Source organism: Streptomyces ferrugineus (assembly GCF_015160855.1).
GTDB classification, from domain to species: domain Bacteria; phylum Actinomycetota; class Actinomycetes; order Streptomycetales; family Streptomycetaceae; genus Streptomyces; species Streptomyces ferrugineus.
This window is the reverse complement of sequence record NZ_CP063373.1, coordinates 8,811,762-8,834,469: the sequence shown is the minus strand read 5'-3', so window position 1 is coordinate 8,834,469 and position 22,708 is coordinate 8,811,762. Positions and strand designations below refer to the sequence as shown.

Annotated in this window: 23 protein-coding genes; 9 read left to right on the top strand and 14 right to left on the bottom strand. The window is 71.6% G+C overall.

All coding sequences use genetic code 11. The features are described 5' to 3' along the window. Positions 1–15: 15 nt before the first annotated feature. Positions 16–762: a TetR/AcrR family transcriptional regulator gene (locus IM697_RS39255; protein ID WP_194041534.1), complete on the top strand. Its 747-nt coding sequence runs from the start codon at positions 16–18 to the stop codon at positions 760–762. A 78-nt stretch (positions 763–840) separates the two neighbouring features. Here the strand turns inward: IM697_RS39255 and IM697_RS39250 are convergent, their stop codons facing one another. Genes IM697_RS39250 through deoC form a run of 3 tightly spaced genes read right to left on the bottom strand, consistent with a single transcriptional unit; the run spans position 841 to position 4,131 of the window. After that, the gene (locus IM697_RS39250; RefSeq protein ID WP_194041532.1) at positions 841–1,734 is read right to left on the bottom strand and encodes an aldehyde dehydrogenase family protein; all 894 of its coding nucleotides are present in this window, start codon (positions 1,732–1,734) and stop codon (positions 841–843) included. Further along, a complete protein-coding gene (locus IM697_RS39245; RefSeq protein ID WP_194041530.1) occupies positions 1,727–3,160 on the bottom strand; it encodes an aldehyde dehydrogenase family protein in 1,434 nt (477 codons plus the stop codon). The genes IM697_RS39250 and IM697_RS39245 overlap by 8 nt, the downstream gene beginning before the upstream one ends. 5 nt (positions 3,161–3,165) lie before the next feature. After that, positions 3,166–4,131, bottom strand: coding sequence for a deoxyribose-phosphate aldolase (deoC, locus tag IM697_RS39240; RefSeq protein WP_407699574.1), 966 nt, complete (start codon positions 4,129–4,131; stop codon positions 3,166–3,168). Positions 4,132–4,328: 197 nt separating this feature from the next. On the opposite strand from deoC, the gene IM697_RS39235 reads away from it, so the two are divergent. Further along, positions 4,329–5,003, top strand: a complete 675-nt coding sequence (locus IM697_RS39235; protein ID WP_194041527.1) for a PH domain-containing protein — start codon at positions 4,329–4,331, stop codon at positions 5,001–5,003. 95 nt (positions 5,004–5,098) lie between these two features. Here IM697_RS39235 and IM697_RS39230 read toward each other — a convergent pair whose 3' ends face one another. The 4 genes from IM697_RS39230 to IM697_RS39215 form a co-directional block, all read right to left on the bottom strand. Further along, positions 5,099–6,730, bottom strand: coding sequence for a phospho-sugar mutase (locus tag IM697_RS39230; protein WP_194041525.1), 1,632 nt, complete (start codon positions 6,728–6,730; stop codon positions 5,099–5,101). 205 nt (positions 6,731–6,935) lie between these two features. Beyond that, positions 6,936–7,760 (bottom strand): purine-nucleoside phosphorylase, encoded by an 825-nt coding sequence (locus tag IM697_RS39225; RefSeq protein ID WP_194041523.1) that lies wholly within the window; start codon positions 7,758–7,760, stop codon positions 6,936–6,938. 109 nt (positions 7,761–7,869) lie between these two features. Beyond that, positions 7,870–8,148, bottom strand: coding sequence for a type II toxin-antitoxin system RelE family toxin (locus tag IM697_RS39220; protein ID WP_194041521.1), 279 nt, complete (start codon positions 8,146–8,148; stop codon positions 7,870–7,872). A gap of 49 nt (positions 8,149–8,197) precedes the next feature. Further along, the gene (locus IM697_RS39215) at positions 8,198–8,635 is read right to left on the bottom strand and encodes a gamma-glutamylcyclotransferase family protein (RefSeq protein WP_194041519.1); all 438 of its coding nucleotides are present in this window, start codon (positions 8,633–8,635) and stop codon (positions 8,198–8,200) included. Between the two features lie 96 nt (positions 8,636–8,731). Between IM697_RS39215 and IM697_RS39210 the strand changes: the two genes are divergently transcribed. Continuing rightward, a complete protein-coding gene (locus tag IM697_RS39210; RefSeq protein WP_194041517.1) occupies positions 8,732–10,180 on the top strand; it encodes an NAD(P)H-quinone dehydrogenase in 1,449 nt (482 codons plus the stop codon). 202 nt (positions 10,181–10,382) lie between these two features. Then, positions 10,383–11,312, top strand: a complete 930-nt coding sequence (locus tag IM697_RS39205) for a DeoR/GlpR family DNA-binding transcription regulator (RefSeq protein ID WP_265582690.1) — start codon at positions 10,383–10,385, stop codon at positions 11,310–11,312. 16 nt (positions 11,313–11,328) lie between these two features. On the opposite strand, the gene IM697_RS39200 is transcribed toward IM697_RS39205, so the two are convergent. Beyond that, positions 11,329–11,952 (bottom strand): TetR/AcrR family transcriptional regulator, encoded by a 624-nt coding sequence (locus IM697_RS39200; protein WP_194050058.1) that lies wholly within the window; start codon positions 11,950–11,952, stop codon positions 11,329–11,331. Positions 11,953–12,081: 129 nt separating this feature from the next. Next, positions 12,082–13,854 (bottom strand): acetyl/propionyl/methylcrotonyl-CoA carboxylase subunit alpha, encoded by a 1,773-nt coding sequence (locus IM697_RS39195; RefSeq protein ID WP_194041513.1) that lies wholly within the window; start codon positions 13,852–13,854, stop codon positions 12,082–12,084. 364 nt (positions 13,855–14,218) lie between these two features. On the opposite strand from IM697_RS39195, the gene IM697_RS39190 reads away from it, so the two are divergent. Then, entirely contained in the window at positions 14,219–14,716 is a 498-nt protein-coding gene (locus tag IM697_RS39190) for a hypothetical protein (protein ID WP_194041511.1), read from the top strand. Here the strand turns inward: IM697_RS39190 and IM697_RS39185 are convergent. Both IM697_RS39185 and mmpB read right to left on the bottom strand, forming a co-directional pair. Beyond that, positions 14,685–15,305: a Maf family protein gene (locus IM697_RS39185; protein ID WP_194041509.1), complete on the bottom strand. Its 621-nt coding sequence runs from the start codon at positions 15,303–15,305 to the stop codon at positions 14,685–14,687. The genes IM697_RS39190 and IM697_RS39185 overlap by 32 nt on opposite strands. A 31-nt stretch (positions 15,306–15,336) precedes the next feature. Beyond that, the gene (gene mmpB, locus IM697_RS39180) at positions 15,337–15,474 is read right to left on the bottom strand and encodes a morphogenic membrane protein MmpB (protein WP_194041507.1); all 138 of its coding nucleotides are present in this window, start codon (positions 15,472–15,474) and stop codon (positions 15,337–15,339) included. 132 nt (positions 15,475–15,606) lie between these two features. Between mmpB and IM697_RS39175 the strand changes: the two genes are divergently transcribed. Continuing rightward, complete coding sequence (locus IM697_RS39175) at positions 15,607–16,737, top strand: SGNH/GDSL hydrolase family protein (protein ID WP_194041505.1); 1,131 nt, start codon at positions 15,607–15,609, stop codon at positions 16,735–16,737. A gap of 15 nt (positions 16,738–16,752) precedes the next feature. On the opposite strand, the gene IM697_RS39170 is transcribed toward IM697_RS39175, so the two are convergent. Together IM697_RS39170 and IM697_RS39165 are read right to left on the bottom strand one after the other, a co-directional pair. Then, complete coding sequence (locus tag IM697_RS39170) at positions 16,753–16,962, bottom strand: acyl-CoA carboxylase epsilon subunit (protein WP_194041503.1); 210 nt, start codon at positions 16,960–16,962, stop codon at positions 16,753–16,755. Between the two features lie 24 nt (positions 16,963–16,986). After that, the gene (locus IM697_RS39165; protein WP_194041501.1) at positions 16,987–18,609 is read right to left on the bottom strand and encodes an acyl-CoA carboxylase subunit beta; all 1,623 of its coding nucleotides are present in this window, start codon (positions 18,607–18,609) and stop codon (positions 16,987–16,989) included. 110 nt (positions 18,610–18,719) lie between these two features. Between IM697_RS39165 and IM697_RS39160 the strand changes: the two genes are divergently transcribed. Further along, positions 18,720–19,580, top strand: coding sequence for a biotin--[acetyl-CoA-carboxylase] ligase (locus IM697_RS39160; RefSeq protein ID WP_194041499.1), 861 nt, complete (start codon positions 18,720–18,722; stop codon positions 19,578–19,580). 113 nt (positions 19,581–19,693) lie between these two features. Further along, positions 19,694–20,860, top strand: coding sequence for an adenylate/guanylate cyclase domain-containing protein (locus IM697_RS39155; RefSeq protein ID WP_194041497.1), 1,167 nt, complete (start codon positions 19,694–19,696; stop codon positions 20,858–20,860). A gap of 125 nt (positions 20,861–20,985) precedes the next feature. Here IM697_RS39155 and IM697_RS39150 read toward each other — a convergent pair whose 3' ends face one another. Next, positions 20,986–21,642: a hypothetical protein gene (locus IM697_RS39150; RefSeq protein WP_194041495.1), complete on the bottom strand. Its 657-nt coding sequence runs from the start codon at positions 21,640–21,642 to the stop codon at positions 20,986–20,988. A gap of 214 nt (positions 21,643–21,856) precedes the next feature. Here IM697_RS39150 and IM697_RS39145 point away from each other — a divergent pair, with 214 nt between their 5' ends. Further along, positions 21,857–22,657: an enoyl-CoA hydratase/isomerase family protein gene (locus IM697_RS39145; RefSeq protein WP_194041493.1), complete on the top strand. Its 801-nt coding sequence runs from the start codon at positions 21,857–21,859 to the stop codon at positions 22,655–22,657. Positions 22,658–22,708 lie beyond the last annotated feature (51 nt).

Here is a 22,708-nt window from a genome sequence, read left to right as displayed (position 1 = left end):
GGGAGGAGCGGGCCAATGGCGGTCGCGAAGCAGGGGGAGGGCGAGGAGAGCGAGGCGGAGGCGCCCTCGCTCTGGGAGCGCATGGACCGGCCCGCCCCCGTCCCGCGCGCCTCCCTGACCCTGGAGCGGATCGCCGCCGCCGCGGTCGAGCTCGCCGACGAGGAGGGCGGCGCCGCCGTCACCATGCGCCGCCTCGCCACGAAGCTCGGCGTCACCCCCATGGCCGCCTACCGGCACGTCTCCGGCAAGGACGACCTCTGGGCGCTCATGATCGACCGGGTCTCCCGGGACCTGGCCGTACCGGAGGACCCCGAGGACTGGCGGGAGGTACTGCGCTCCTACGCCCTGCAGACGCGGGAGCTGATGCTCGCCCACCCGTGGATGGCGGCCATGCCCACCACGGTCGTCCTGCTCACCCCGTCCCGGCTGGCCGTGGCCGAGCGGGGGCTGTCCGCGCTCGACGCCCACGATCTGGATGCCGACTCGGTGATGGCCGCCCTGCGGGCCGTCACCTCCTTCGTGCACGGCTCGGCCCAGACCGAGATCGCCCTACGGGACTACCAGGAACGCAACGGCTGGACCGGCGGCGACGAGACACGCCAGGCGCTCGCCCCGCAGATGCGCTACCTGATGAGCACCGGCCGCTACCCGGTCTTCGAGCGGTACGCCGGCACCGCGACCCGCAAGGACGACCGGGCCTGGGAGTTCACCTTCGGTCTCGACTGCGTGCTCGACGGCATCGGGCAGCGTCTCGGGATCTGACCCGGAACGACCGCGCGCACGGCGAAGCCCCGGCCCTCCCGGACGGAGGAGGGCCGGGGCTTCGGTACCGGGGGTGGGCTAGTACGAGGAGCCCGACGCGCCCAGCGACCCCGTCGGGTGCCAGACCGTCTTCGTCTCCAGGAACGCCGTCATACGGTCGGTGCCGGGGGTGGCGGCCCAGTCGTCCACAGGCTGTGGACGCAGGACGCGCTTGAGGTTGTCCGCCGCGGCGATCTCCAGCTCCTTCGCCAGTACGTCGTCGGCGCCCGCGAGGTCGATCGCGTTGACGTCCTGGTGCGCGGCCAGCGGCGTCGCGATCTCCGCCGTACGGCCGGAGAGGACGTTGACCACACCGCCGGGCAGGTCGGAGGTGGCGAGCACCTCGCCCAGCGACAGCGCCGGGAGCGGGGACTTCTCGGAGGCCACCACGATCGCCGTGTTGCCGGTCGCGATCACGGGGGCCACCACCGACACCAGGCCCAGGAACGACGACTCCCGCGGGGCCAGGACGGCCACCACGCCCGTCGGTTCGGGGGACGAGAGGTTGAAGTACGGGCCCGCCACCGGGTTGCCGCCGCCCACGACCTGGGCGATCTTGTCCGTCCAGCCCGCGTACCAGACCCAGCGGTCGATCGCCGCGTCCACCTGCGCCGCGGCCTTCGACTTCGACAGGCCCTCGGCGTCGGCGACCTCGCGGACGTACTGCTCGCGGCGGCCCTGAAGCATCTCGGCGATGCGGTAGAGGATCTGACCGCGGTTGTACGCCGTCGCGCCGGACCACGCGCCGAACGCCTTGCGCGCGGCCACCACCGCGTCACGGGCGTCCTTGCGGGAGGAGAGGGGCACGTTGGCCAGCCACTTGCCCTTTGAGTCGGTCACCTCGTACACCCGGCCGCTTTCGGAACGCGGGAACTTCCCGCCCACGTACAGCTTGTAGGTCTTGAAGACGGAGAGTCGGGTCGCATCAGACATCGAGGTACGCCTCCAGGCCGTGGCGGCCGCCCTCGCGGCCGAAGCCCGACTCCTTGTAACCGCCGAACGGCGAGGTCGGGTCGAACTTGTTGAACGTGTTGGACCAGACGACGCCGGCCCGCAGCTTGTTGGCGACGGCCAGGATCCGCGAGCCCTTCTCCGTCCAGATGCCCGCCGACAGGCCGTACGGCGTGTTGTTCGCCTTGGCGACGGCCTCGTCCGGCGTACGGAAGGTCAGCACCGACAGCACCGGGCCGAAGATCTCGTCGCGGGCGATCCGGTGCGCCTGGGTGACGTTGGTGAAGAGCGTCGGGGCGAACCAGTAGCCGGCGGTCGGGATCTCGCAGGCCGGCGACCAGCGCTCGGCGCCCTCCGCCTCGCCCTGCTCGACGAGCGAGGTGATGCGGGAGAGCTGCTCCTCGGAGTTGATCGCGCCGATGTCGGTGTTCTTGTCCAGCGGGTCGCCGAGGCGGAGGGTGGAGAGCCTGCGCTTGAGGGACTCCAGCAGCTCTTCCTGGATCGACTCCTGGACGAGGAGGCGGCTGCCCGCGCAGCAGACCTGGCCCTGGTTGAAGAAGATGCCGTTCACGATGCCCTCGACGGCCTGGTCGATCGGGGCGTCGTCGAAGACGATGTTGGCTCCCTTGCCGCCGAGCTCCAGGGTGAGCTTCTTGCGGGTGCCGGCGACGGTGCGCGCGATCTCCTTGCCGACGGCCGTGGAGCCGGTGAAGGCGACCTTGTTCACGTCCGGGTGCGCGACGACCGCGGCGCCCGCGTCGCCGTAGCCGGGAAGGATGTTGACGACGCCCTTGGGCAGGCCGGCCTGGCGGCAGATGTCCGCGAAGAAGAGCGCGGAGAGCGGGGTCGTCTCGGCGGGCTTCAGGACGACGGTGTTGCCGGTGGCGAGCGCGGGCGCGATCTTCCACGCCAGCATCAGCAGCGGGAAGTTCCAGGGGATGACCTGGCCCGCGACGCCCAGCGGCCTCGGGTCCGGCCCGAAACCGGCGTGGTCGAGCTTGTCGGCCCAGCCCGCGTAGTAGAAGAAGTGCGCGGCGACCAGGGGCAGGTCGGCGTCGCGGGTCTCCTTGATCGGCTTGCCGTTGTCCAGGGTCTCCAGGACCGCGAGCTCACGGGCCCGCTCCTGGATGATCCGGGCGATGCGGAACAGGTACTTCGCGCGCTCGGAGCCGGGCAGTGCCGACCACTTCTCGAAGGCCTTGCGGGCGGCCTTCACCGCGCGGTCCACGTCGGCCTCGCCGGCCTGGGCGACCTCGGAGAGGACCTCTTCCGTGCTGGGGCTGACCGTCTTGAAGACCTTGCCGTCGGCGGCCTCGGTGAACTCGCCGTCGACGAACAGGCCGTAGGACGGGGCGATGTCGACGATCGACCGGGACTCGGGAGCGGGGGCGTATTCAAAGGCTGTCATCGTGATCAGTCCACCGTCACGTAGTCGGGGCCGGAGTAGCGGCCGGTGGCCAGCTTCTGACGCTGCATCAGCAGATCGTTCAGGAGCGAGGAGGCGCCGAAGCGGAACCAGTGGTTGTCGAGCCAGTCCTCGCCGGCAGTCTCGTTGACCAGAACGAGGAACTTGATCGCGTCCTTGGAGGTACGGATCCCGCCGGCCGGCTTCACACCGACCTGGATGCCGGTCTGGGTACGGAAGTCCCGCACCGCTTCCAGCATAAGAAGGGTGTTCGCCGGGGTGGCGTTCACGGCGACCTTGCCGGTGGACGTCTTGATGAAGTCGGCGCCGCCCAGCATGCCGAGCCAGCTCGCCCGCCGGATGTTGTCGTACGTCGACAGCTCGCCGGTCTCGAAGATGACCTTGAGGCGGGCCGCCCCGCAGGCCTCCTTCACGGCGACGATCTCGTCGTACACCTTCATGTAGTTCCCGGCCAGGAACGCGCCCCGGTCGATGACCATGTCGATCTCGTCGGCACCGGCGGCGACGGCCTCGCGGACGTCCGCCAGCTTCACCCCCAGGGGCGCGCGGCCCGCGGGGAAGGCGGTGGCGACCGAGGCGACCTTCACGGTCGACCCGGCGACGGCCTCCTTGGCGGTGGCCACCATGTCGGGGTAGACACAGACGGCCGCGGTCGCCGGAGTCGTACGGTCGGTGGGGTCGGGGTGGACCGCCTTGGCGCCGAGCGCCCGGACCTTGCCCGGGGTGTCCGCGCCTTCCAGCGTCGTCAGGTCGACCATCGAGATGGCGAGGTCGATGGCGTACGCCTTGGCGGTCGTCTTGATGGAACGGGTGCCGAGGGACGCGGCGCGCGCCTCCAGACCGACCGCGTCGACGCCGGGCAGCCCGTGGAGGAAACGGCGCAGCGTGCTGTCGGACGCGGTGACGTCCGGGAGTGCGTGAGCTGCGGCAGATGCATTGGTGGGCATGGTCACCAGACGAGCATATCTACGCGCGTAGCGGCTGTACACCCCGGAGCGACGGATCTGTGAAACGCCGGGTGGCCGTATGCCGCCAGGGCGCGGGGAACTGCGCGACCAGCCACAGACGGCCCGCGCTCGCCCACGAACAAGTGCCCCACGGCGATCAGGCGCCCGGCCAAGCGCCGCAGGCATACGGCAGAATCGGGCTCATGACGACGCCGCATCAGCCCCCGACCCCCGACCCCGCGACGAAGGACCGGGTCTACCGCTCACCCATGGGCATCGTCGGCGGCGTCGCACTGCTCGGCATCGTGCTCTGGCTGGGCATCGACGCACTCGTACGCGGCGAGGGCCGCACCCAGTGGCTCGCCCTCGCGGCGATGATCCTCATCGTGCCGCTGGTGTCCGCCTTCACCGTGCGCCCGGCGGTGTACGCCAACGAAGAGCGGCTCCGCATCCGCAACCCGCTCCGCGTGATCGTGCTGCCCTGGGGGCAGATCGCCGCACTGCGGTCCAGCTACTCCAACGAGGTCCTCACCAAGTCCGGCACCAAGTTCCAGCTCTGGGCCGTCCCGGTCTCGCTGCGGGCCCGCAAGAAGGCCGCGCGGCGCACGGCCCGGGCCGCCGCGGGAGGTGAGCGTCGCGGGGTCGGCGGGCCGGCGTTCGGCGGGCTCGGGTTCGGCGCCCCGCGCGGGGACGTCGACGCGGACGGGCCGGTGCGGGCCGAGACCGACAAGGTCATGGACGATCTGCGGGAACTGCTGGAGCACCGGGAACAGGCGGAGTCCGCGCAGGGCGAGGTGACCGTGCGCTGGGCCTACGAGGTGGCGGGGCCGATCGTCGCGGGCGCCGTGCTGCTGGCGATCCTGCTGGCGATGGGCTGAGCGGCCCGCACGTCGAGCGCCGCGCCGAAACGCCGGAAGGGGTGCCCCCGGACGGGGGCACCCCTTTCCGAACGACCAAGGAGTCGTCGTACGGCTCAGATGCCCGCCGCCGTCGACAGGTCCCGCTTGATCGTCGCCAGCAGGTCGGCGGCCTGGGCGCGGGCGGCCGGCAGGGCGGCGTGCGTCGCGACCGGGACGACGACCTCCAGGTAGCACTTCAGCTTGGGCTCCGTGCCGCTGGGGCGGACGATCACACGGGCGCCGTCCAGGGTGTAGCGCAGGCCGTCCGTGGGCGGGAGGGTGGCCGTGCCCCGGGTGAGGTCCTCGGCGCGGGTGATGGCCAGGCCGGCGAGCTCGGTCGGCGGCTGCTCGCGCAGCCGGCGCATGGCGTCGGCGATGACCGACAGGTCCTGGACGCGGACCGAGAGCTGGTCCGTGGCGTGCAGGCCGTGCTCCACGGCGAGGTCGTCGAGGAGGTCGAGGAGCGTGCGGCCCTCGGCCTTGAGGACGGAGGCCAGTTCCGTGATCAGCAGCGCCGCCGTGATGCCGTCCTTGTCGCGCACGCCCTCGGGGTCGACGCAGTAGCCGAGGGCCTCCTCGTAGCCGTAGCGCAGGCCCTCGACGCGGGCGATCCACTTGAAGCCGGTGAGGGTCTCCTCGTACGGCAGGTTCGCCTTCTCGGCGATCCGGCCGAGGAGGGAGGAGGAGACGATCGACTCGGCGAACGTGCCCTGTGCTCCGCGGTCGACCAGGTGCGCGGCGAGCAGCGCGCCCACCTCGTCGCCGCGCAGCATCCGCCATGCGCCGTCGTCCTTGACGGCCACGGCGCAGCGGTCGGCGTCGGGGTCGTTGGCGATCACCAGGTCGGGGTCGGTCTCGCGGGCCTTGGCGAAGGCCAGGTCCATCGCGCCGGGCTCTTCCGGGTTGGGGAAGGCGACGGTGGGGAACTCCGGGTCGGGGTCGGCCTGCTCGGTGACCAGGGCGGGAGCCGGGAAGCCCGCGCGGGCGAAGGCGGCGAGGAGGACGTCCTTGCCCACGCCGTGCATCGCCGTGTAGACCGTGCGGGCGGTGCGGGGCGAGTCGGGGGCGAGGACCGCGTCCGTGCGGGCGAGGTAGGCCTCCAGGACGCTGTCGTCCAGGGTCTCCCAGCCCTCGGTGGGGCGGGGGACGACCGTGAGGGACGGGACCGCGGCGATCTCCCGCGCGATGTCGGTGTCGGCGGGCGGGACGATCTGGGAGCCGTCGCCCAGGTACACCTTGTAGCCGTTGTCGCGGGGCGGGTTGTGGCTGGCGGTGACCTCTACGCCGGCCACCGCGCCGAGGTGCCTTATGGCGTACGCCAGGACCGGGGTGGGCAGGGGGCGCGGGAGTACGGCGGCGCGCAGGCCGGCGCCGGTCATGACGGCGGCGGTGTCGCGGGCGAAGTCCTCCGACTTGTGGCGGGCGTCGTAGCCGACGACGACCAGGCCGTTGTCGTGCCCCTGCTTCTTGAGGTAGGCGGCGAGGCCGGCCGCGGCGCGGATGACGACCGTGCGGTTCATGCGCATCGGGCCGGCGCCGAGTTCGCCTCGCAGGCCGGCGGTGCCGAACTGGAGGGTGCCGCTGAAGCGTGCGGCGAGCTCTTCGACGTCCGCGGCGTCGATGAGCTTGGCGAGCTCGTCGCGGGTGTCCGGGTCGGGGTCCTCGGCGAGCCATGCCTGGGCCCGGGCGATGAGGTCGTCGTGCACGTCGGGTCAGCCTCTCGTTCGTGTTGGTGGGAGGGGGGAAGGGTTATCGCCCCCGCCGCCCCTACCCATTCCCGTCCCTTGGGGGCTGCCGCCCCCAGACCCCCGCTTCGGCCCTGAACGGGCCTTGTCCTCGAACGCCGGACGGGCTGAAAGATCAGCTCCCTGGGGAGGGGAACGGGTAGGGGCCGCGGGGGCGGGAAACGGCCTACAGCCGACCCAGCACCTGTGCCAGCAGTGAACCCATCCGCGTCGCGCTGTCGCGCCCCGCCTGCAGAACCTCCTCGTGGTTCAGCGGCTCGCCCGTCATGCCCGCCGCCAGGTTCGTGACCAGGGAGATGCCCAGCACCTCCGCGCCGGCCTCGCGCGCGGCGATCGCCTCGAGGACCGTCGACATGCCCACCAGGTCCGCGCCGATCACCCGGGCCATGCGGATCTCGGCCGGCGTCTCGTAGTGCGGGCCGGGGAACTGGGCGTAGACGCCCTCCTCCAGCGTGGCGTCGATCTCCTTGCACAGGGCCCGCAGCCGCGGCGAGTACAGGTCCGTCAGGTCGACGAAGTTCGCGCCGACGATCGGGGACGTCGCCGTGAGGTTGATGTGGTCGCTGATCAGGACCGGCTGGCCGGGGCGCATGCCCTCGCGCAGACCGCCGCAGCCGTTGGTGAGCACGACGGTCTTGCAGCCCGCCGCCACGGCGGTGCGCACACCGTGCGCCACGGCGGCGACGCCACGGCCCTCGTAGTAGTGGGTGCGGCCGAGGAAGACCAGGGCGCGCCTGTTGCCGATCCGGTAGGAGCGGATCTTGCCGCCGTGCCCTTCCACCGCCGGCGGGGGGAACCCGGGCAGCTCGGTGACCTGGAACTCGGCCTCGGGGGTGCCGAGGGCGTCCACGGCCGGAGCCCAGCCGGAGCCCATCACGAGGGCGACGTCGTGGGTCTCGGCGCCCGTGAGTTCGCGCAGGCGCGCGGCGGCGGCGTCGGCGGCGGCGTGGGGGTCGCCCTGGATGTCGTCCGGAAGAAGAGATGCGTTCACGCGACTGAGGGTAGCCGGTTTGGGCCTACGCGCGTAGATGACGGAGCTCACGGGATGGCGATCGTTGTCTTGTCGTTTCCAACGAAGCGGCCCCGTGCGGACGGGCTGCTCACTCGTCCGTGACGAGGATGTCCTTGTCGTTGAAGACCTCGACGATGAAGATCAGCAGACGGCCCCGGCTGACCGTGTACTCCACGAGGACGTTCTGCGTGAGCCGGATCGTACGATCGTCGCCGGTGGAGCTTATGGGCCGGGACACCGAGAGGAACGGGTCGCGTGCCAGCAGGGCGATGCCTTTGTCGAACGCGGTGCGCTGCTTGTCGTCGAGCCGGTCGCGGGCCTCGGCGGCCTGCACCGTGTAGTAGACGTCATACGTGGTGGGGGCCATGCGATCTCCCGTTGTGCGTCGATCCCCCAAGTCTAGAAGTCGCCGTCCCTCAGCACGGCCGCTTCCGCAGCTCCATCACGTAATCGTGTGGCGCCCCGGCGGACTCCGCCGCGTCCGCGATCTCGCCCAGGTAGCGGGCCGCCGGCAGGCCGCCCTCGTAGGCGTTCAGGACGTACGTCCACGCCGGCTCCTCGCCCTCCAGCGTGTGCACGCGGATGCGGAGCCGGCGGTAGATGCCCAGGCCCACGCCCTCCCAGCGGTCCATGGAGTCCTCGTCCATGGGCGCGATGTCGTAGAGGGCGACGAAGACCTGCTCCTCCGGCTCCTCGACGAGCGTCGCCAGCGCGCCGTCCCAGCCGAGCTGCTCGCCCCCGAACGTCAGCCGCCATCCGTTCAGCCAGCCGGTGGCGCGCAGCGGCGAGTGCGGGGCGCGGCGGGTCATCAGCCGCGCGTCGAGATTGCCGGCGTACGCGGCGTAGAGCGACATGGGGAGAGGGTACGGCAGGCGCATCCTGTGCCCCTGTCGTAACGGTGGTGTCTCGGGCGGGCCCCCAGGCGGTCGCATGGTGCGGCGTGCGGGACAATGGAGTACGTGACTCGGATCGTGATCATCGGTGGCGGACCCGGCGGATACGAAGCGGCGCTGGTCGCCGCGCAACTCGGCGCGGAGGTGACCGTCGTCGACTGCGACGGCCTCGGCGGGGCGTCGGTGCTCACCGACTGCGTGCCGTCGAAGACCCTCATCGCCACGGCCGAGGTGATGACCACCTTCGACTCCTCCTACGAGGAGCTGGGGATCATCGTCGCCGACGACACCCCGCACATCGACACGCCCGCGCGCGTCGTGGGCGTCGATCTGGGCAAGGTCAACCGGCGTGTCAAGCGGCTCGCGCTCGCGCAGTCCCACGACATCACCGCCTCCGTCACGCGTGCCGGTGCGCGCGTGATGCGCGGGCGTGGCCGGCTGGAGGGCATGCAGGGCCTCGACGGGTCCCGCAAGGTCGTGGTGCGGGCCGCGGACGGGACCGAGGAGACGCTGGTCGCGGATGCGGTGCTGATCGCCACCGGCGGGCATCCCCGTGAGCTGCCCGACGCCCAGCCCGACGGCGAGCGCATCCTGAACTGGACCCAGGTCTACGACCTCACCGAGCTGCCCGAGGAACTCATCGTGGTCGGCTCCGGTGTCACCGGTGCCGAGTTCGCCGGCGCCTACCAGGCGCTCGGGTCGCGGGTCACCCTCGTCTCGTCGCGGGACCGCGTGCTGCCCGGTGAGGACCCGGACGCCGCTGCCGTCCTGGAGGACGTCTTCCGGCGGCGCGGCATGAACGTCATGGCCCGCTCGCGCGCCGCCGCCGCCAAGCGCGTCGGCGACCGGGTCGAGGTCACCCTCGCCGACGGGCGTGTCATCAGCGGCAGCCACTGCCTCATGGCCGTCGGCGCCATCCCGAACTCCGAGGGCATGGGCCTGGAGGAGGCCGGCGTCAAGCTCCGCGAGTCCGGGCACATCTGGACCGACAAGGTCTCCAGGACGACCGCGCCGGGCGTGTACGCCGCCGGTGACGTGACCGGCGTCTTCGCGCTCGCGTCCGTGGCCGCCATGCAGGGACGTATCGCCATGTACCACTTCCTGGGCGACGCGGTGGCCCCGCTGAACCTGAAGACCGTTTCGTCGAATGTGTTCACCGACCCCGAGATCGCCACCGTCGGCTACACCCAGGCGGACGTGGACGGGGGCAAGATCGACGCCCGGGTCGTCAAGCTGCCGCTGCTGCGCAACCCGCGCGCGAAGATGCAGGGCATCCGGGACGGCTTCGTCAAGATCTTCTGTCGGCCGGGTACGGGCATCGTGGTCGGCGGCGTGGTCGTCTCGCCGCGCGCCTCGGAACTGATCCACCCGATCTCGATCGCGGTCGACAACAATCTGACGGTCGAACAGATCGCGAACGCCTTCACCGTGTACCCCTCCCTTTCGGGCTCGATCGCCGAGGTGGCACGGCAGCTGCACACCCGGAAGTCCGGCGGCGAACTCTGACGGCCGGATACGACTCCTCGCTGGTCACGGGGAGTTGTCGAGCATGCGTGCGGCATAGGCGGCGGGCCTAGGCTCTATACCACTTCTTGCCCTGGCGTGCGAACAACTTCTGTTATTCGGCGCAAACTGCTGAAACCAGACGGTCGTTGGGGTTACTGTCAGTTTCGTGTTCGCTGCAGAACGTCGTCAATTGATCCTCGAAATGGTGCGAGCGAACGGGGCCGTATCGCTCCGTGAGCTCGCCCGCGTCGTCCAGACCTCCGAAGTGACCGTACGGCGGGACGTGCGCGCACTGGAGGCAGAAGGACTCCTCGACCGCCGGCATGGCGGTGCGGTATTGCCGGGCGGGTTCACGCGGGAGTCCGGCTTTCCGCAGAAATCACATCTCGCGACCGCCGAGAAGACGGCCATCGCCGACCTCGCCGCGAACTTCGTGGAGGAGGGCGAGGCGATCGTCGTCGGGGCGGGAACCACCACGCAGGAGCTGGCCCGCCGGCTCGCCCGGGTGCCCGGGCTGACCGTCGTCACCAACTCCCTCCTGGTCGCACAGGCGTTGGCCCATGCCAACCGGGTCGAGGTCGTGATGACCGGCGGGACGCTCCGCGGGTCGAACTACGCCCTGGTGGGCAGCGGCGCCGAGCAGTCCCTGCAGGGACTGCGGGTGTCCCGGGCCTTCCTGTCCGGTAGCGGGCTCACCGCCGAGCGCGGCCTGTCCACGTCCAACATGCTCTCCGCGTCCGTCGACCGGGCGCTGGTGCAGGCGGCCTCGGAGGTCGTCGTCCTCGCCGACCACACGAAGCTCGGCACGGACACCATGTTCCAGACGGTGCCCACGGACGTCATCACACGGCTGGTCACCGATGAACCGCCCGCCCACGACGACCGCGCCCACACCGAGTTGCAGGCCCTTGCCGATCAGGGGGTGCAGATCGCCGTGGCCGGAGCGACGGGGGCGACCGGGGCGTCGGGGGGTGACGAGGTCCCGGCCCGACGTCAGCGGGCTCTGCCCGGGCCGCGGCGCGGGCAGACGCCGGGGGGTGGGGCGGGGTTGCGGCCGGCCGCCGCGTCGGTGCTCGGTGAGCAAGGGGCCGAGCGGGAGCGGGCCCGGGTTGCGGATCTGCGGCGACGGTAGGTTCGGCGCGGTTCGCCTATTCGCCGTAGGGGTCTGGGTTATCGGGCGGGTGCAGGTGTGTGTGGGGTTGCTCGCGCAGTTCCCCGCGCCCCTGGGTTGCCCGCAGCCCTCGGAGTGTCAAGTGCAGCAGCCTGTCCGCCAACCCCGGATCCCCCGGTGTCTCCTCCGCCGCCAGTGCAATGGCATGCGTCAGTTGGAGGAGGTCGCCGATTGCCACGTCCGGGCGGACCGAGCCCGCCTTCTGCGCCCGTTCCAGCAGCGCGCCGCCCGCCTCGCGGATCGGGCCGCTGCACCGCGCCAGCGCCGAGGAGTTGTTGTCGGTGGCGGACATCAGGGCGTGGGCCAGGCCCCGGTACTCGCCGGCGTGGGTGACCATCTCGCGTAGCCAGGTCACGAGGGCCGCGCACGGTTCCGGGGCGTTGAGGAGTTCACGGGAGCGGGTCAGCAGGTCGCCGACCGCGTCCTCGAAGACGGCGCTCAACAGGGCGTCGCGGTTGGGGAAGTGACGGTAGAGGGTGCCGATGCCCACGCCCGCCCGACGGGCCACGTCCTCCAGGGACGCGTCCGTGCCGTGCTCGGCGAAGGCGGAGCGGGCCTCGGTGAGCAGCCGCTCGTGGTTGCGGCGGGCATCCGCGCGCATGCCTGCCGGCGGCCGGGCCATGGGGCTCACCTGCCCTTCCTTCACTTGTTCCGTGGGTTCAGCATGCCAAAGGAAACGCCCGGTGGGCTGATCGCTCAGTCCGCCGGGCGCCTCAGGACGTCGTACGGCTCAGTCCTTGATCTCGCAGATGGCCGCGCCGGAGGTGAGGGAGGCGCCGATCTCGGCGGACAGGCCCTTGATGGTGCCGGACTTGTGGGCGTTCAGCGGCTGTTCCATCTTCATGGCCTCGAGGACGACGATCAGGTCGCCTTCCTTGACCTCCTGGCCTTCCTCGACGGCGACCTTGACGATGGTGCCCTGCATGGGGGAGGCGAGGGTGTCGCCGGAGGCCGCGGGGCCGGACTTCTTGGCCGCGCGGCGCTTGGGCTTGGCACCGGCGGCCAGGCCGGTGCGGGCAAGCGTCATGCCGAGGGAGGCCGGGAGGGAGACCTCCAGGCGCTTGCCGCCGACCTCGACCACGACCGTCTCGCGGCCGCTGTCCTCGTCCGCCTCGGTGTCGGCCGGGGCGGCGAAGGGCTTGATGTCGTTGACGAACTCCGTCTCGATCCAACGGGTGTGGACCGTGAAGGGGTCGATGGAGCCGGTCAGTTCCGGCGCGAACGCCGGGTCCACGACGACCGCGCGGTGGAAGGGGATGGCGGTGGCCATGCCCTCGACCTGGAACTCGGCCAGCGCACGGGCGGCGCGCTGGAGCGCCTGCTCGCGGGTGGCGCCGGTGACGATCAGCTTGGCCAGCAGCGAGTCCCAGGCCGGGCCGATCACCGATCCGGACTCCACGCCGGCGTCCAGGCGGACACCGGGGCCGGTGGGCGGGGTGAACGTGGTCACCGTGCCCGGGGCCGGGAGGAAGTTGCGGCCGGGGTCCTCGCCGTTGATGCGGAACTCGAAGGAATGGCCGCGCAACGCCGGGTCGTCGTAGCCGAGTTCCTCGCCGTCGGCGATGCGGAACATCTCGCGGACCAGGTCGATGCCGGTGACCTCCTCGGTGACCGGGTGCTCCACCTGCAGCCGGGTGTTGACCTCCAGGAAGGAGATCGTGCCGTCGAGGCCGACCAGGAACTCCACGGTGCCCGCGCCGACGTAGCCGGCCTCCTTGAGGATGGCCTTGGAGGCGCTGTACAGCTCGGCGATCTGCGCCTCGGACAGGAAGGGCGCGGGGGCCTCCTCGACCAGTTTCTGGTGGCGGCGCTGCAGGGAGCAGTCACGGGTGGAGACCACGACCACATTGCCGTGCTGGTCGGCCAGGCACTGGGTCTCGACGTGGCGGGGCTTGTCGAGGTAGCGCTCGACGAAGCACTCGCCGCGGCCGAACGCGGCCACCGCCTCGCGGACGGCGGAGTCGTACAGCTCCGGGACCTCTTCGAGGGTGCGGGCGACCTTCAGGCCGCGTCCGCCACCGCCGAAGGCGGCCTTGATGGCGATGGGCAGGCCGTGCTGCTCGGCGAAGGCGACGACCTCGTCGGCGCCGGAGACCGGGTCGGGGGTGCCCGCGACCAGCGGGGCGCCCGCGCGCTGGGCGATGTGACGGGCGGCGACCTTGTCGCCGAGGTCGCGAATGGCCTGCGGCGGGGGGCCGATCCAGATCAGACCGGCATCGAGGACGGCCTGGGCGAAGTCGGCGTTCTCCGACAGGAAGCCGTAGCCGGGGTGGATCGCGTCCGCGCCTGACTCGCGTGCGGCCTTCAGTACCTTGTCGATGTCCAGATAGCTGGTGGCCGGGGTGTCACCGCCCAGGGCGAACGCCTCATCCGCGGCGCGGACATGCAGAGCGTCGCGGTCCGGATCCGCGTAGACGGCCACGCTCGCGATCCCGGCGTCCCGGCAGGCCCGGGCCACGCGGACAGCGATTTCGCCACGGTTGGCGATGAGCACCTTGCGCACGATTGAGGCTCCCTCCTTGAAACAAGCCGAGTTTAGGGACTGCCGACACGACACTTCGACCCGTCCCCAGTGGTGAGCTTGCCCACACGGAGCGTGATGCCAGGCTCGCCCAACCTGCGAAATCCCTTGTCGCGCCACGGTACGCAGGTCTCTCCCGGAAAACCCTAGCTCTCCCCTGTGGTCAAGGTCTCTGTCATCACGTGCTGCGGGCCACTCGGTTTCTTTGTGGAATCCCTACGAATGGCCCAATGCATCTTTGCCATCCCCCGAACCCTTGTCCCGGGGTTTACCCGTTAGTAGCGTTCGCGATGTCTCGAAGGTACTTGGGGTAACTCTTGTTGCACTCGGAAGTGGGTGGGGGCCGGTGGTGCGCAGGCCGGTGGCGTGGGTCGTGGCGGTCGTGCTCTTGGTCGAGGCGTTCGGCGTCGCGGCGCTGAACTGGTTCCTCGGGATCGTCGTCGACCGTCAGGACATGTCCCTGGCGGGCCTGGACCCGGACATGATGTCGATGTCCTCGAAGATCGGCGGCGTGGTCTTCGGTGCCTACTTCGCGCTGTGCGGCCTGGTCGCCCTGCTCGTGGCCGTGCGCAACCGGGCCCCGGCCGGGCTCGGCCGCATCCTGCTGATCAGCGCGGCCGTGGTGCACGGGCTGCTGGCCGCGTTCGTCTGGGGCCTGGTGGGCTGGACGGCGTTCGTGTTCATGGTCGTCGTGCTCGGCCTGATCGTGCTGCTGCTGATGACCTACGACGCCCCGGCCGCGCCCGCGGAGCCGGTGGACGCCGCTCCGGACGAGGGCGACGGCGACGGCTCCCCGGTCGGCGGCGCTCCGGTCAGTCCTCCGCCGGCGCCCACAACTGGGTGATGCCGATGCCCAGTTGGCGCAGCAGCCGGCGCACCAGCGGCAGGCTGATGCCGATCACATTGCCGTGGTCGCCGTCGATCCCGTCGATGAACGGGGCCGAGCGGCCGTCCAGGGTGAACGCCCCGGCGACATAGAGGGGTTCGCCGGAGGCGACGTACGCGGCGATCTCCTCGTCGGTCGGCTCGCCGAAGCGGACGATCGTGGAGGCGGTGGCGGAGGCGTACCGGCCGCTGAGCGTGTCGTAGACGCAGTGGCCGGTCTGCAGGGTGCCCGCGCGCCCGCGCATCGACTTCCAGCGGGCCGTGGCCTCCTCGGCGTCGGCCGGCTTGCCGAGAGCCTGGCCGTCGAGGTCGAGGACCGAGTCGCAGCCGATCACGATCGAGCCCTTGACCTCCGGCTTCGCCGCCACGACGGAGGCCTTCGCCTCGGCCAGGGCCAGGGCCAGCTCGGCGGGGGTGGGTGCGTGGACGGCGTCCTCGTCGACGCCGCTCACGACGACCTCGGGGTCCAGGCCCGCCTGCCGCAGCAGCCCGAGCCGGGCGGGGGAGGCGGAGGCGAGGACGAGTCGGCGGCGGGGCTGATCAGTCATGCGGTCAGCGTATCGGCGCGTCCGGCCGGGCTCATCCCCGCCCGAGGAGCCCGAGCACGACCATCGCGAGCACCACGGCCAGCGCCATGAGAACGCCCAGCCGCCGCAACATCTCCTGCGTGTCGCGCAGTTCCTTGGGGGGCTCGTTCTCGGGGTCGGACCACAGCATGCCTTCCATCGTCGGCCGGGGGTTCGGCTCGCCGCCTGAGTACGCATACTCAACTTTCCCCAAACGGTGCTACGGTTCCATTAGTTAAAAGGGGCTCTGGTTCCGTTTGTGTTCTCGTCTGGAGGATGCGTCATGTTCACCACTTCCTGGACCGCGTCACCTCAGCGACCCAGCGAGGGCTTCACGCCCAACTGGTCCCGGGAGGGCTTCTGGCGCCAGTCGCTGCGGCAGGCCGTCCGGCTGTCGGCGGGCGGCGGTCGGGTGCGGGTGCGGCTCTCCAACGCGTACGGCGCCTCACCGGTCCGGATCGCGGGCGCGAGTGTGGGACGCACGGCCGACGGGGCCCGGGTGCGGCCCGGTTCGCCGGCCCGGCTCACCTTCGGGGGCGCCGGGCGGATCGCGATACCCGAGCGCGGGGAGGTCGTCAGCGATGACGTCCGACTCGCCGTCGCCGCCGGGGAGTCGGTCACCGTCACGCTGTACTTCGACGCCGCCACCGGGCCCGCGACCTTCCATGCCCAGGCCTTCACGACCTCCTACCGGGGCGAGGGCGACCTGACGGCGGACGCCGTCGGCGAGGGCTTCGACACCGCGACCGAGTCCTGGTACTTCCTGTCCGCGGTCGAGGTCGACGCCGGGCGCGCGGACGCCGTCGCCCTCTTCGGCGACTCGATCACGGACGGGTTCGGGTCGACGGCGGGCGCGAACCGGCGGTGGTCGGACGCGCTCGCCGAGCGCACGGGGCGGCCCGTGCTCAACGCGGGCATCGGCGGGAACCTGCTGCTCAACGACTCGGCGTGGTACGGCGACGGCGGCGTCCGCCGACTGCGCCGGGACGTCCTCGACCGGCCCGGAGCGGACACGCTGGTCGTCCTGCTCGGGCTGAACGACATCGGATTCAGCGAGACCGACGAGCAGCCGACCTACCAGCCGGCGCCGGTGGTGGAGCCGGGCGAGCTGATCGCCGGGCACCGGGAGCTGATCCGCCAGGGCAGGGCGGCCGGGTTGCGGGTGATCGGCTGCACCCTGCTGCCGTTCGGAGGGTCGGACCACTGGGGCGAGCGGGCGGCCAAGGCGAGCTCCGAACTGAACGAGTGGATCCGGTGCGCCGGGGAGTACGACGCGGTGGCCGACCTGAACCGGGCGCTGGCCGACCCCGCGGACCCCGACCGGCTGCACCCGTCGTACGACTTCGGCGATCACCTGCACCCGAACGACGCCGGGTACCAGGTGATGGCCGAAGTCCTGTCGACGGCCCTTTGAGACGACTCGGCCGGGTCAACCGGGCCAGTACGTACGCGCCCACGTCGACGGCCCCGGCTGCGGCAGGCGGCGTGCCGCGATCCGCGCCGGGTCGGCCCAGGAGTCGCGCGGGGTGGGGGCGCCGGGCGGAAGGGCGTTCGCCGCCGCGGCGCGGGCGCGGACCACCGCCAGTGCGGCGGCCAGCTCCTCCGGTGTCGGGTTGCCCCGTAGGACCTTGATGTTCATGTCGGCTCCCAGGGTCCGGCGGGTCTAGAGGGGGATGTTGCCGTGCTTCTTCGGAGGCAGGGATTCCCGCTTGGTGCGCAGCTGACGCAGACCCCGTACGACATGCAGACGGGTGTCGGACGGCATGATCACCGCGTCGATGTAGCCGCGCTCGGCCGCCACATAGGGGTTGAGGAGGGCGTCCTCGTACTCCTGGATCAGCCGTGCGCGCACCGCCTCGACGTCCTCACCGCTCGCCTCCGCCTCCGCGATGGTGCGCCGGTGCAGGATGTTGACCGCGCCCTGGGCGCCCATGACGGCGATCTGGGCGGTCGGCCAGGCGAGGTTGAGGTCGGCGCCCAGGTGCTTGGAGCCCATGACGTCGTAGGCGCCGCCGAAGGCCTTGCGGGTGATGACCGTGATGAGCGGGACCGTGGCCTCGGCGTAGGCGTAGATCAGCTTGGCGCCGCGCCGGATGATGCCGGTGTGCTCCTGGTCGACGCCCGGCAGGAAGCCCGGCACGTCGACGAAGGTGATGACCGGGACGTTGAAGGCGTCGCAGGTGCGCACGAAGCGCGCGGCCTTCTCACTGGCGTCGATGTCGAGGCAGCCGGCGAACTGCATCGGCTGGTTGGCGACGATGCCGACCGGACGGCCCTCGACCCGGCCGAACCCGGTGACGATGTTCGGCGCGAACAGCGGCTGCGTCTCGAAGAACTCGGCGTCGTCCAGGACGTGCTCGATCACCGCGTGCATGTCGTACGGCTGGTTCGCGCTGTCCGGCACGATCGTGTCCAGCTCGCGGTCCTCGTCGGTGACGGACAGGTCCGCCTCCTCCGGGAACGCGGGCGGCTCGGAGAGGTTGTTGGACGGCAGGTACGACAGCAGCTGCTTGACGTACTCGATGGCGTCCTTCTCGTCCCCGGCCATGTGATGCGCCACGCCCGAGGCCGAGTTGTGGGTGCGGGCGCCGCCCAGCTCCTCGAAGCCGACGTCCTCGCCGGTGACCGTCTTGATGACGTCCGGGCCGGTGATGAACATGTGCGAGGTCTGGTCGACCATGACCGTGAAGTCGGTGATGGCGGGGGAGTACACCGCGCCGCCCGCGCAGGGCCCGACGACCAGGCTGATCTGCGGGATGACGCCGGAGGCGTGCGTGTTGCGGCGGAAGATCTCGCCGTACGCGCCGAGGGAGGCCACGCCCTCCTGGATGCGGGCGCCGCCGGAGTCGTTGATGCCGATGACCGGGCAGCCGGTCTTCAGCGCGAAGTCCATCACCTTGACGATCTTCTGCCCGTAGACCTCGCCCAGCGCACCGCCGAAGACGGTGAAGTCCTGCGAGAACACGGCCACCGGACGGCCGTCGACCGTGCCGTACCCGGTGACGACACCGTCTCCGTACGGGCGGTTCTTCTCCAGCCCGAAGTTGGTGGAGCGGTGCCGGGCGAACTCGTCGAGCTCGACGAAGGACCCCTCGTCGAGCAGCAGCTCGACCCGCTCACGGGCCGTCAACTTGCCCTTGGCGTGCTGCTTTTCGACGGCGCGTGCGGAGCCGGCGTGCGTCGCTTCCTCGATACGGCGCTGGAGATCCGCGAGCTTGCCCGCGGTGGTGTGGATGTCGATCCCAGGGGACCCTTGGATCTCGTGACGCTCTTCCGGCTCGGACATCGGGATGTGGCTCCCTGCCTGCTCAAAAGGGGGGACGGTTACTCATCCGTAGAGTAGTGGGGTGCCTACCAATCGGCAGTGCGGCGTTTACCACACCTAGGGTGGCTTGCATGACGCCGCGAGATGCATCAGACGACAGCCGCTGGTCCGATCTGGACCGCCCGCCGCTCAACGCCGCCGCGCTGCGTCGTGGGCTCGTCCGGGAGGGCGGGCTGTGGCGTGCCGTGGAGGTGGTGCAGCGCACCGGCTCCACCAACACCGACCTCGTGGACCTGGCCACCGCGGGCAAGGCGGGCGAGGGCACGGTCCTGGTCGCCGAGGAACAGACGGCCGGCAAGGGGCGCCTGGACCGCGACTGGACGGCACCGGCCCGCTCGGGCCTGTTCTTCTCCGTACTGCTGAACCCGGCCGAGGTGCCGGTCCCGCGCTGGGGCTGGCTGCCGCTGCTCACCGGCGTCGCCGTGGCGACCGGCCTGTCCCGGGCCGCGGGCGTCGACACGGCACTCAAGTGGCCGAACGACCTGCTGGTGACCATCGGCGGCGACGAACGCAAGACCGGCGGCATCCTCGCGGAGCGGGCCGGGGACGCGGGGGTCGTCATCGGCGTCGGCATCAACGTCACGCTGCGCGAGGACGAGCTGCCGGTGCCCCAGGCCGGGTCGCTGGCGCTGGCCGGGGCGGCCAGCACGGACCGCGATCCGCTGCTGCGCGGCGTGCTGCGGTCGCTGGAGGACTGGTACGGGCGATGGCGGGCCGCGGCCGGAGATCCGCTGGTCAGCGACCTCCAGGAGACGTATGCGGCGGGGTGTGCGACGTTGGGGAAGATGGTGCGCGCCGAACTGCCGGGCGATCGGGCGATCACCGGGGAGGCGGTCGCCATCGACGGGGACGGACGGCTGGTGCTGGCGACGGAGGAGGGCGTGCAGGAGCCGGTGGGGGCCGGGGACATCGTCCATCTGCGGTTGGCATGAGGCCCGCATCCGGGCCGGGCAGGGCTTTCTCTTACGGAGTGAGCTGGCGCACACCTGCCGTAAAGTGAAGGCCGGTCGATTACTGACCGCGGCAGATCGGAAGGGCAGCAGGCGTGACCGTCGACGACACGGGCTCCGGCACGGGCGCGGACGGCCGGGTGGACCCTCCCCCCCTCTCGAACCCGCTCGAGCGGGGGGACCCCCATGCCGCCGATCCGGGCGAGGATCCGCTCGCCCTGCGCCTGGAACAGCTCATCCTCGGCGCCGAGCGGCGCTACACCCCGTTTCAGGCCGCCCGCAGCGCCGGGGTCTCCATGGAGCTGGCGTCCCGGTTCTGGCGGGCCATGGGCTTCGCCGACATCGGGCAGGCCAAGGCGCTGACCGAGGCCGACGTACTGGCGCTCCGGCGCCTCGCCGGTCTCGTCGAGGCGGGGCTGCTCAGCGAGGCCATGGCCGTACAGGTGGCCCGCTCCACCGGGCAGACCACCGCCCGGCTCGCCGAATGGCAGATCGACTCCTTCCTGGAGGGCCTGACCGAGCCCCCGGAGCCGGGCATGACGCGGACCGAGGTGACGTATCCCCTGGTCGAGCTGCTGTTGCCCGAGCTGGAGGAGTTCCTCGTCTACGTCTGGCGGCGCCAGCTGGCCGCCGCGACCGGCCGGGTCGTGCAGGCCGCCGACGACGAGGAGATGGTCGACCGGCGGCTGGCGGTCGGATTCGCCGACCTCGTGGGATTCACCCGGCTGACCCGCCGCATGGAGGAGGAGGAACTCGGCGAGCTCGTCGAGGCCTTCGAGACCACGGCGGCCGACCTGGTGGCCGCGCGCGGCGGACGGCTGATCAAGACCCTCGGCGACGAGGTGCTGTACGCGGCCGACGACGCGGGTGTCGCCGCGGAGATCGCGCTCCGGCTCATCGAGACGATGGCGGGCGACGAGACCATGCCCGAGCTGCGTGTCGGCATCGCCTTCGGCACGGTCACCACTCGTATGGGCGATGTCTTCGGTACGACCGTGAACCTCGCCTCCCGGCTGACGTCGATAGCCCCGCGCGACGCCGTCCTCGTCGACAGCGCGTTCGCGGAGGAACTCATCCGGTCGGGCGAGGCGCCGGCGTCCGAGGCGGACGCGGCGGAGGCCGCCGCCGCGGCGGAGAAGGAGGGGGAGGAGGCGCCGGTGTACCGGTTCGCGTTGCAGCCCATGTGGCAGCGGCCGGTGCGAGGGCTGGGCGTGGTGGAGCCGTGGCTTCTGACGCGGAGGGCTTCCACCGGGGGCGAGTGAGCGCCGTTGGGGTTGGGGTTGTTTGTCGGCCGCGGGCTGTACGTGGCTGGTCGCGCCCACGCGGCGGAGCCGCAAATCGACACAGCCCCGCGCCCCCTTTGGGGCGTTGCAGCGTGGGGCGTCGGTCAGTTCTGCAGGGGGTCCACGCACAAGCCGATGACCGGGACGCAGACCGGGTCGTCGTCGGGCTGAGTCGGTTGTGCGGGTGGCGTGGTCGTCGGTGGCCGATCTGAGGGCTCTTGTGCGGGCGGGGGCGACGGGGGTGTCGCTGTTCCCGGGGGCTGAGGTGTCGGCGTGGCCGGCTGGACCGTGGGCCGCCGCGGGGTGGTCGCGGTGTTCGGGGGTGTCGGTACGACGATCGAGTCCAGTGCCGAGGTCGCGCCCCGGCCGCCCATCGCGGATGTCGCCGTCGGGGTCGGCTTCCGGGGTGTCGTCGGCAGGGCGGTGGCGGCGTTCGCCGTGCGGTCCGGCTGTGGGGCCGTGTCCAGGGCGGGGGCCGCGGGCGGGCCGGATTCCGTTGTCCCCAGGCTGCCGGTGATGCCGGAGTCCGGGGTCGGGCGTACGAGGCTCAGGGCACCGGCCGCCAGGGCCAGGCCTCCGGCCGCGAGGAGGACCTTGCGGGGGCGGGGTCGGCGATGGCGGCCGCGGGGACCGAAGAGGCGGGTGGCGGCGACCGGGGCGCACGGGCCGAACGCCCCGGCCGTCTCCGGCGCCTCCGTCTCCGCTGCTTCCGCCTCCGGCGTCATCTCGCGTGCCATCGGTTCGTCCGCCGTCGTGCCCATCGCGCCCCTCCCCACGCGCCCGCGCCCCCGATGCGCCGTCGCGTCGCGCACGCTATGCGGTGGGGTGGGCGGTGCGGCGTGGGTTGGGCGGGATGTCACTCGAACGGGGTGTCGGGCCTGGACCCGGGAACCGGCCGTGGTGGGCCTTTCCCCGGCGGGGCGCTGCTGCGATGATCGGGGCGAGTGTTGTTAACCCGCGTTAACCGGAGGTGTCATGAGCGAGGAGCGGTACGGGGAGTTCGTGCTGGTGCGGCGGCATGGGGAGGGGCATGTCGCGGAGCTGGCCCTCGACCGGCCCAAGGCCATGAACGCGGTCTCGACGGAGATGGCCCGCTCGATCGCGGCGGCGTGCGCGGCGCTGGGCGCGGACCGTGACGTACGAGTGGTGGTGCTGACCTCGACGCACGAGCGGGCGTTCTGCGTCGGGGCGGATCTGAAGGAGCGCAACTCCTTCAGCGACGCGGATCTGGTGCGGCAGCGGCCGGTGGCGCGGGGGGCCTACACCGGGGTGCTGGAGCTGCCGGTGCCGACGATCGCGGCCGTGCACGGGTTCGCGCTCGGGGGCGGCTTCGAGCTGGCGCTGTCGTGCGATGTGATCGTGGCCGACCGCACGGCCGTGGTGGGGCTGCCGGAGGTGTCGGTCGGGGTGATCCCGGGCGGCGGGGGTACGCAGCTGCTGCCCCGGCGGGTCGGGGCGGCCCGGGCGGCCGAGCTGATCTTCACGGCGCGGCGGGTCGAGGCCGCCGAGGCCCGGGAGCTGGGGCTGGTGGACGAGCTGGTGGACGAGGGGCGGGATCGGGAGGAGGCACTGGCCATGGGGGCCCGGATCGCCGCGAACTCGCCGGTGGGGTTGCGCAACGCCAAGCGGGCGCTGCGCCTGGGGCACGGGATGGATCTGCGGGCCGGGCTGGAGGTCGAGGACGCGGCCTGGCGGGCCACGGCGTTCTCCGGGGACCGGGCGGAGGGCGTGGCGGCGTTCAACGAGAAGCGCAAGCCGCAGTGGCCGGGCGAGTGAGGGGTGACGGCAGTGCGGGTTGACGGTGAGGGGCTGCCCCTGAGGCGATGA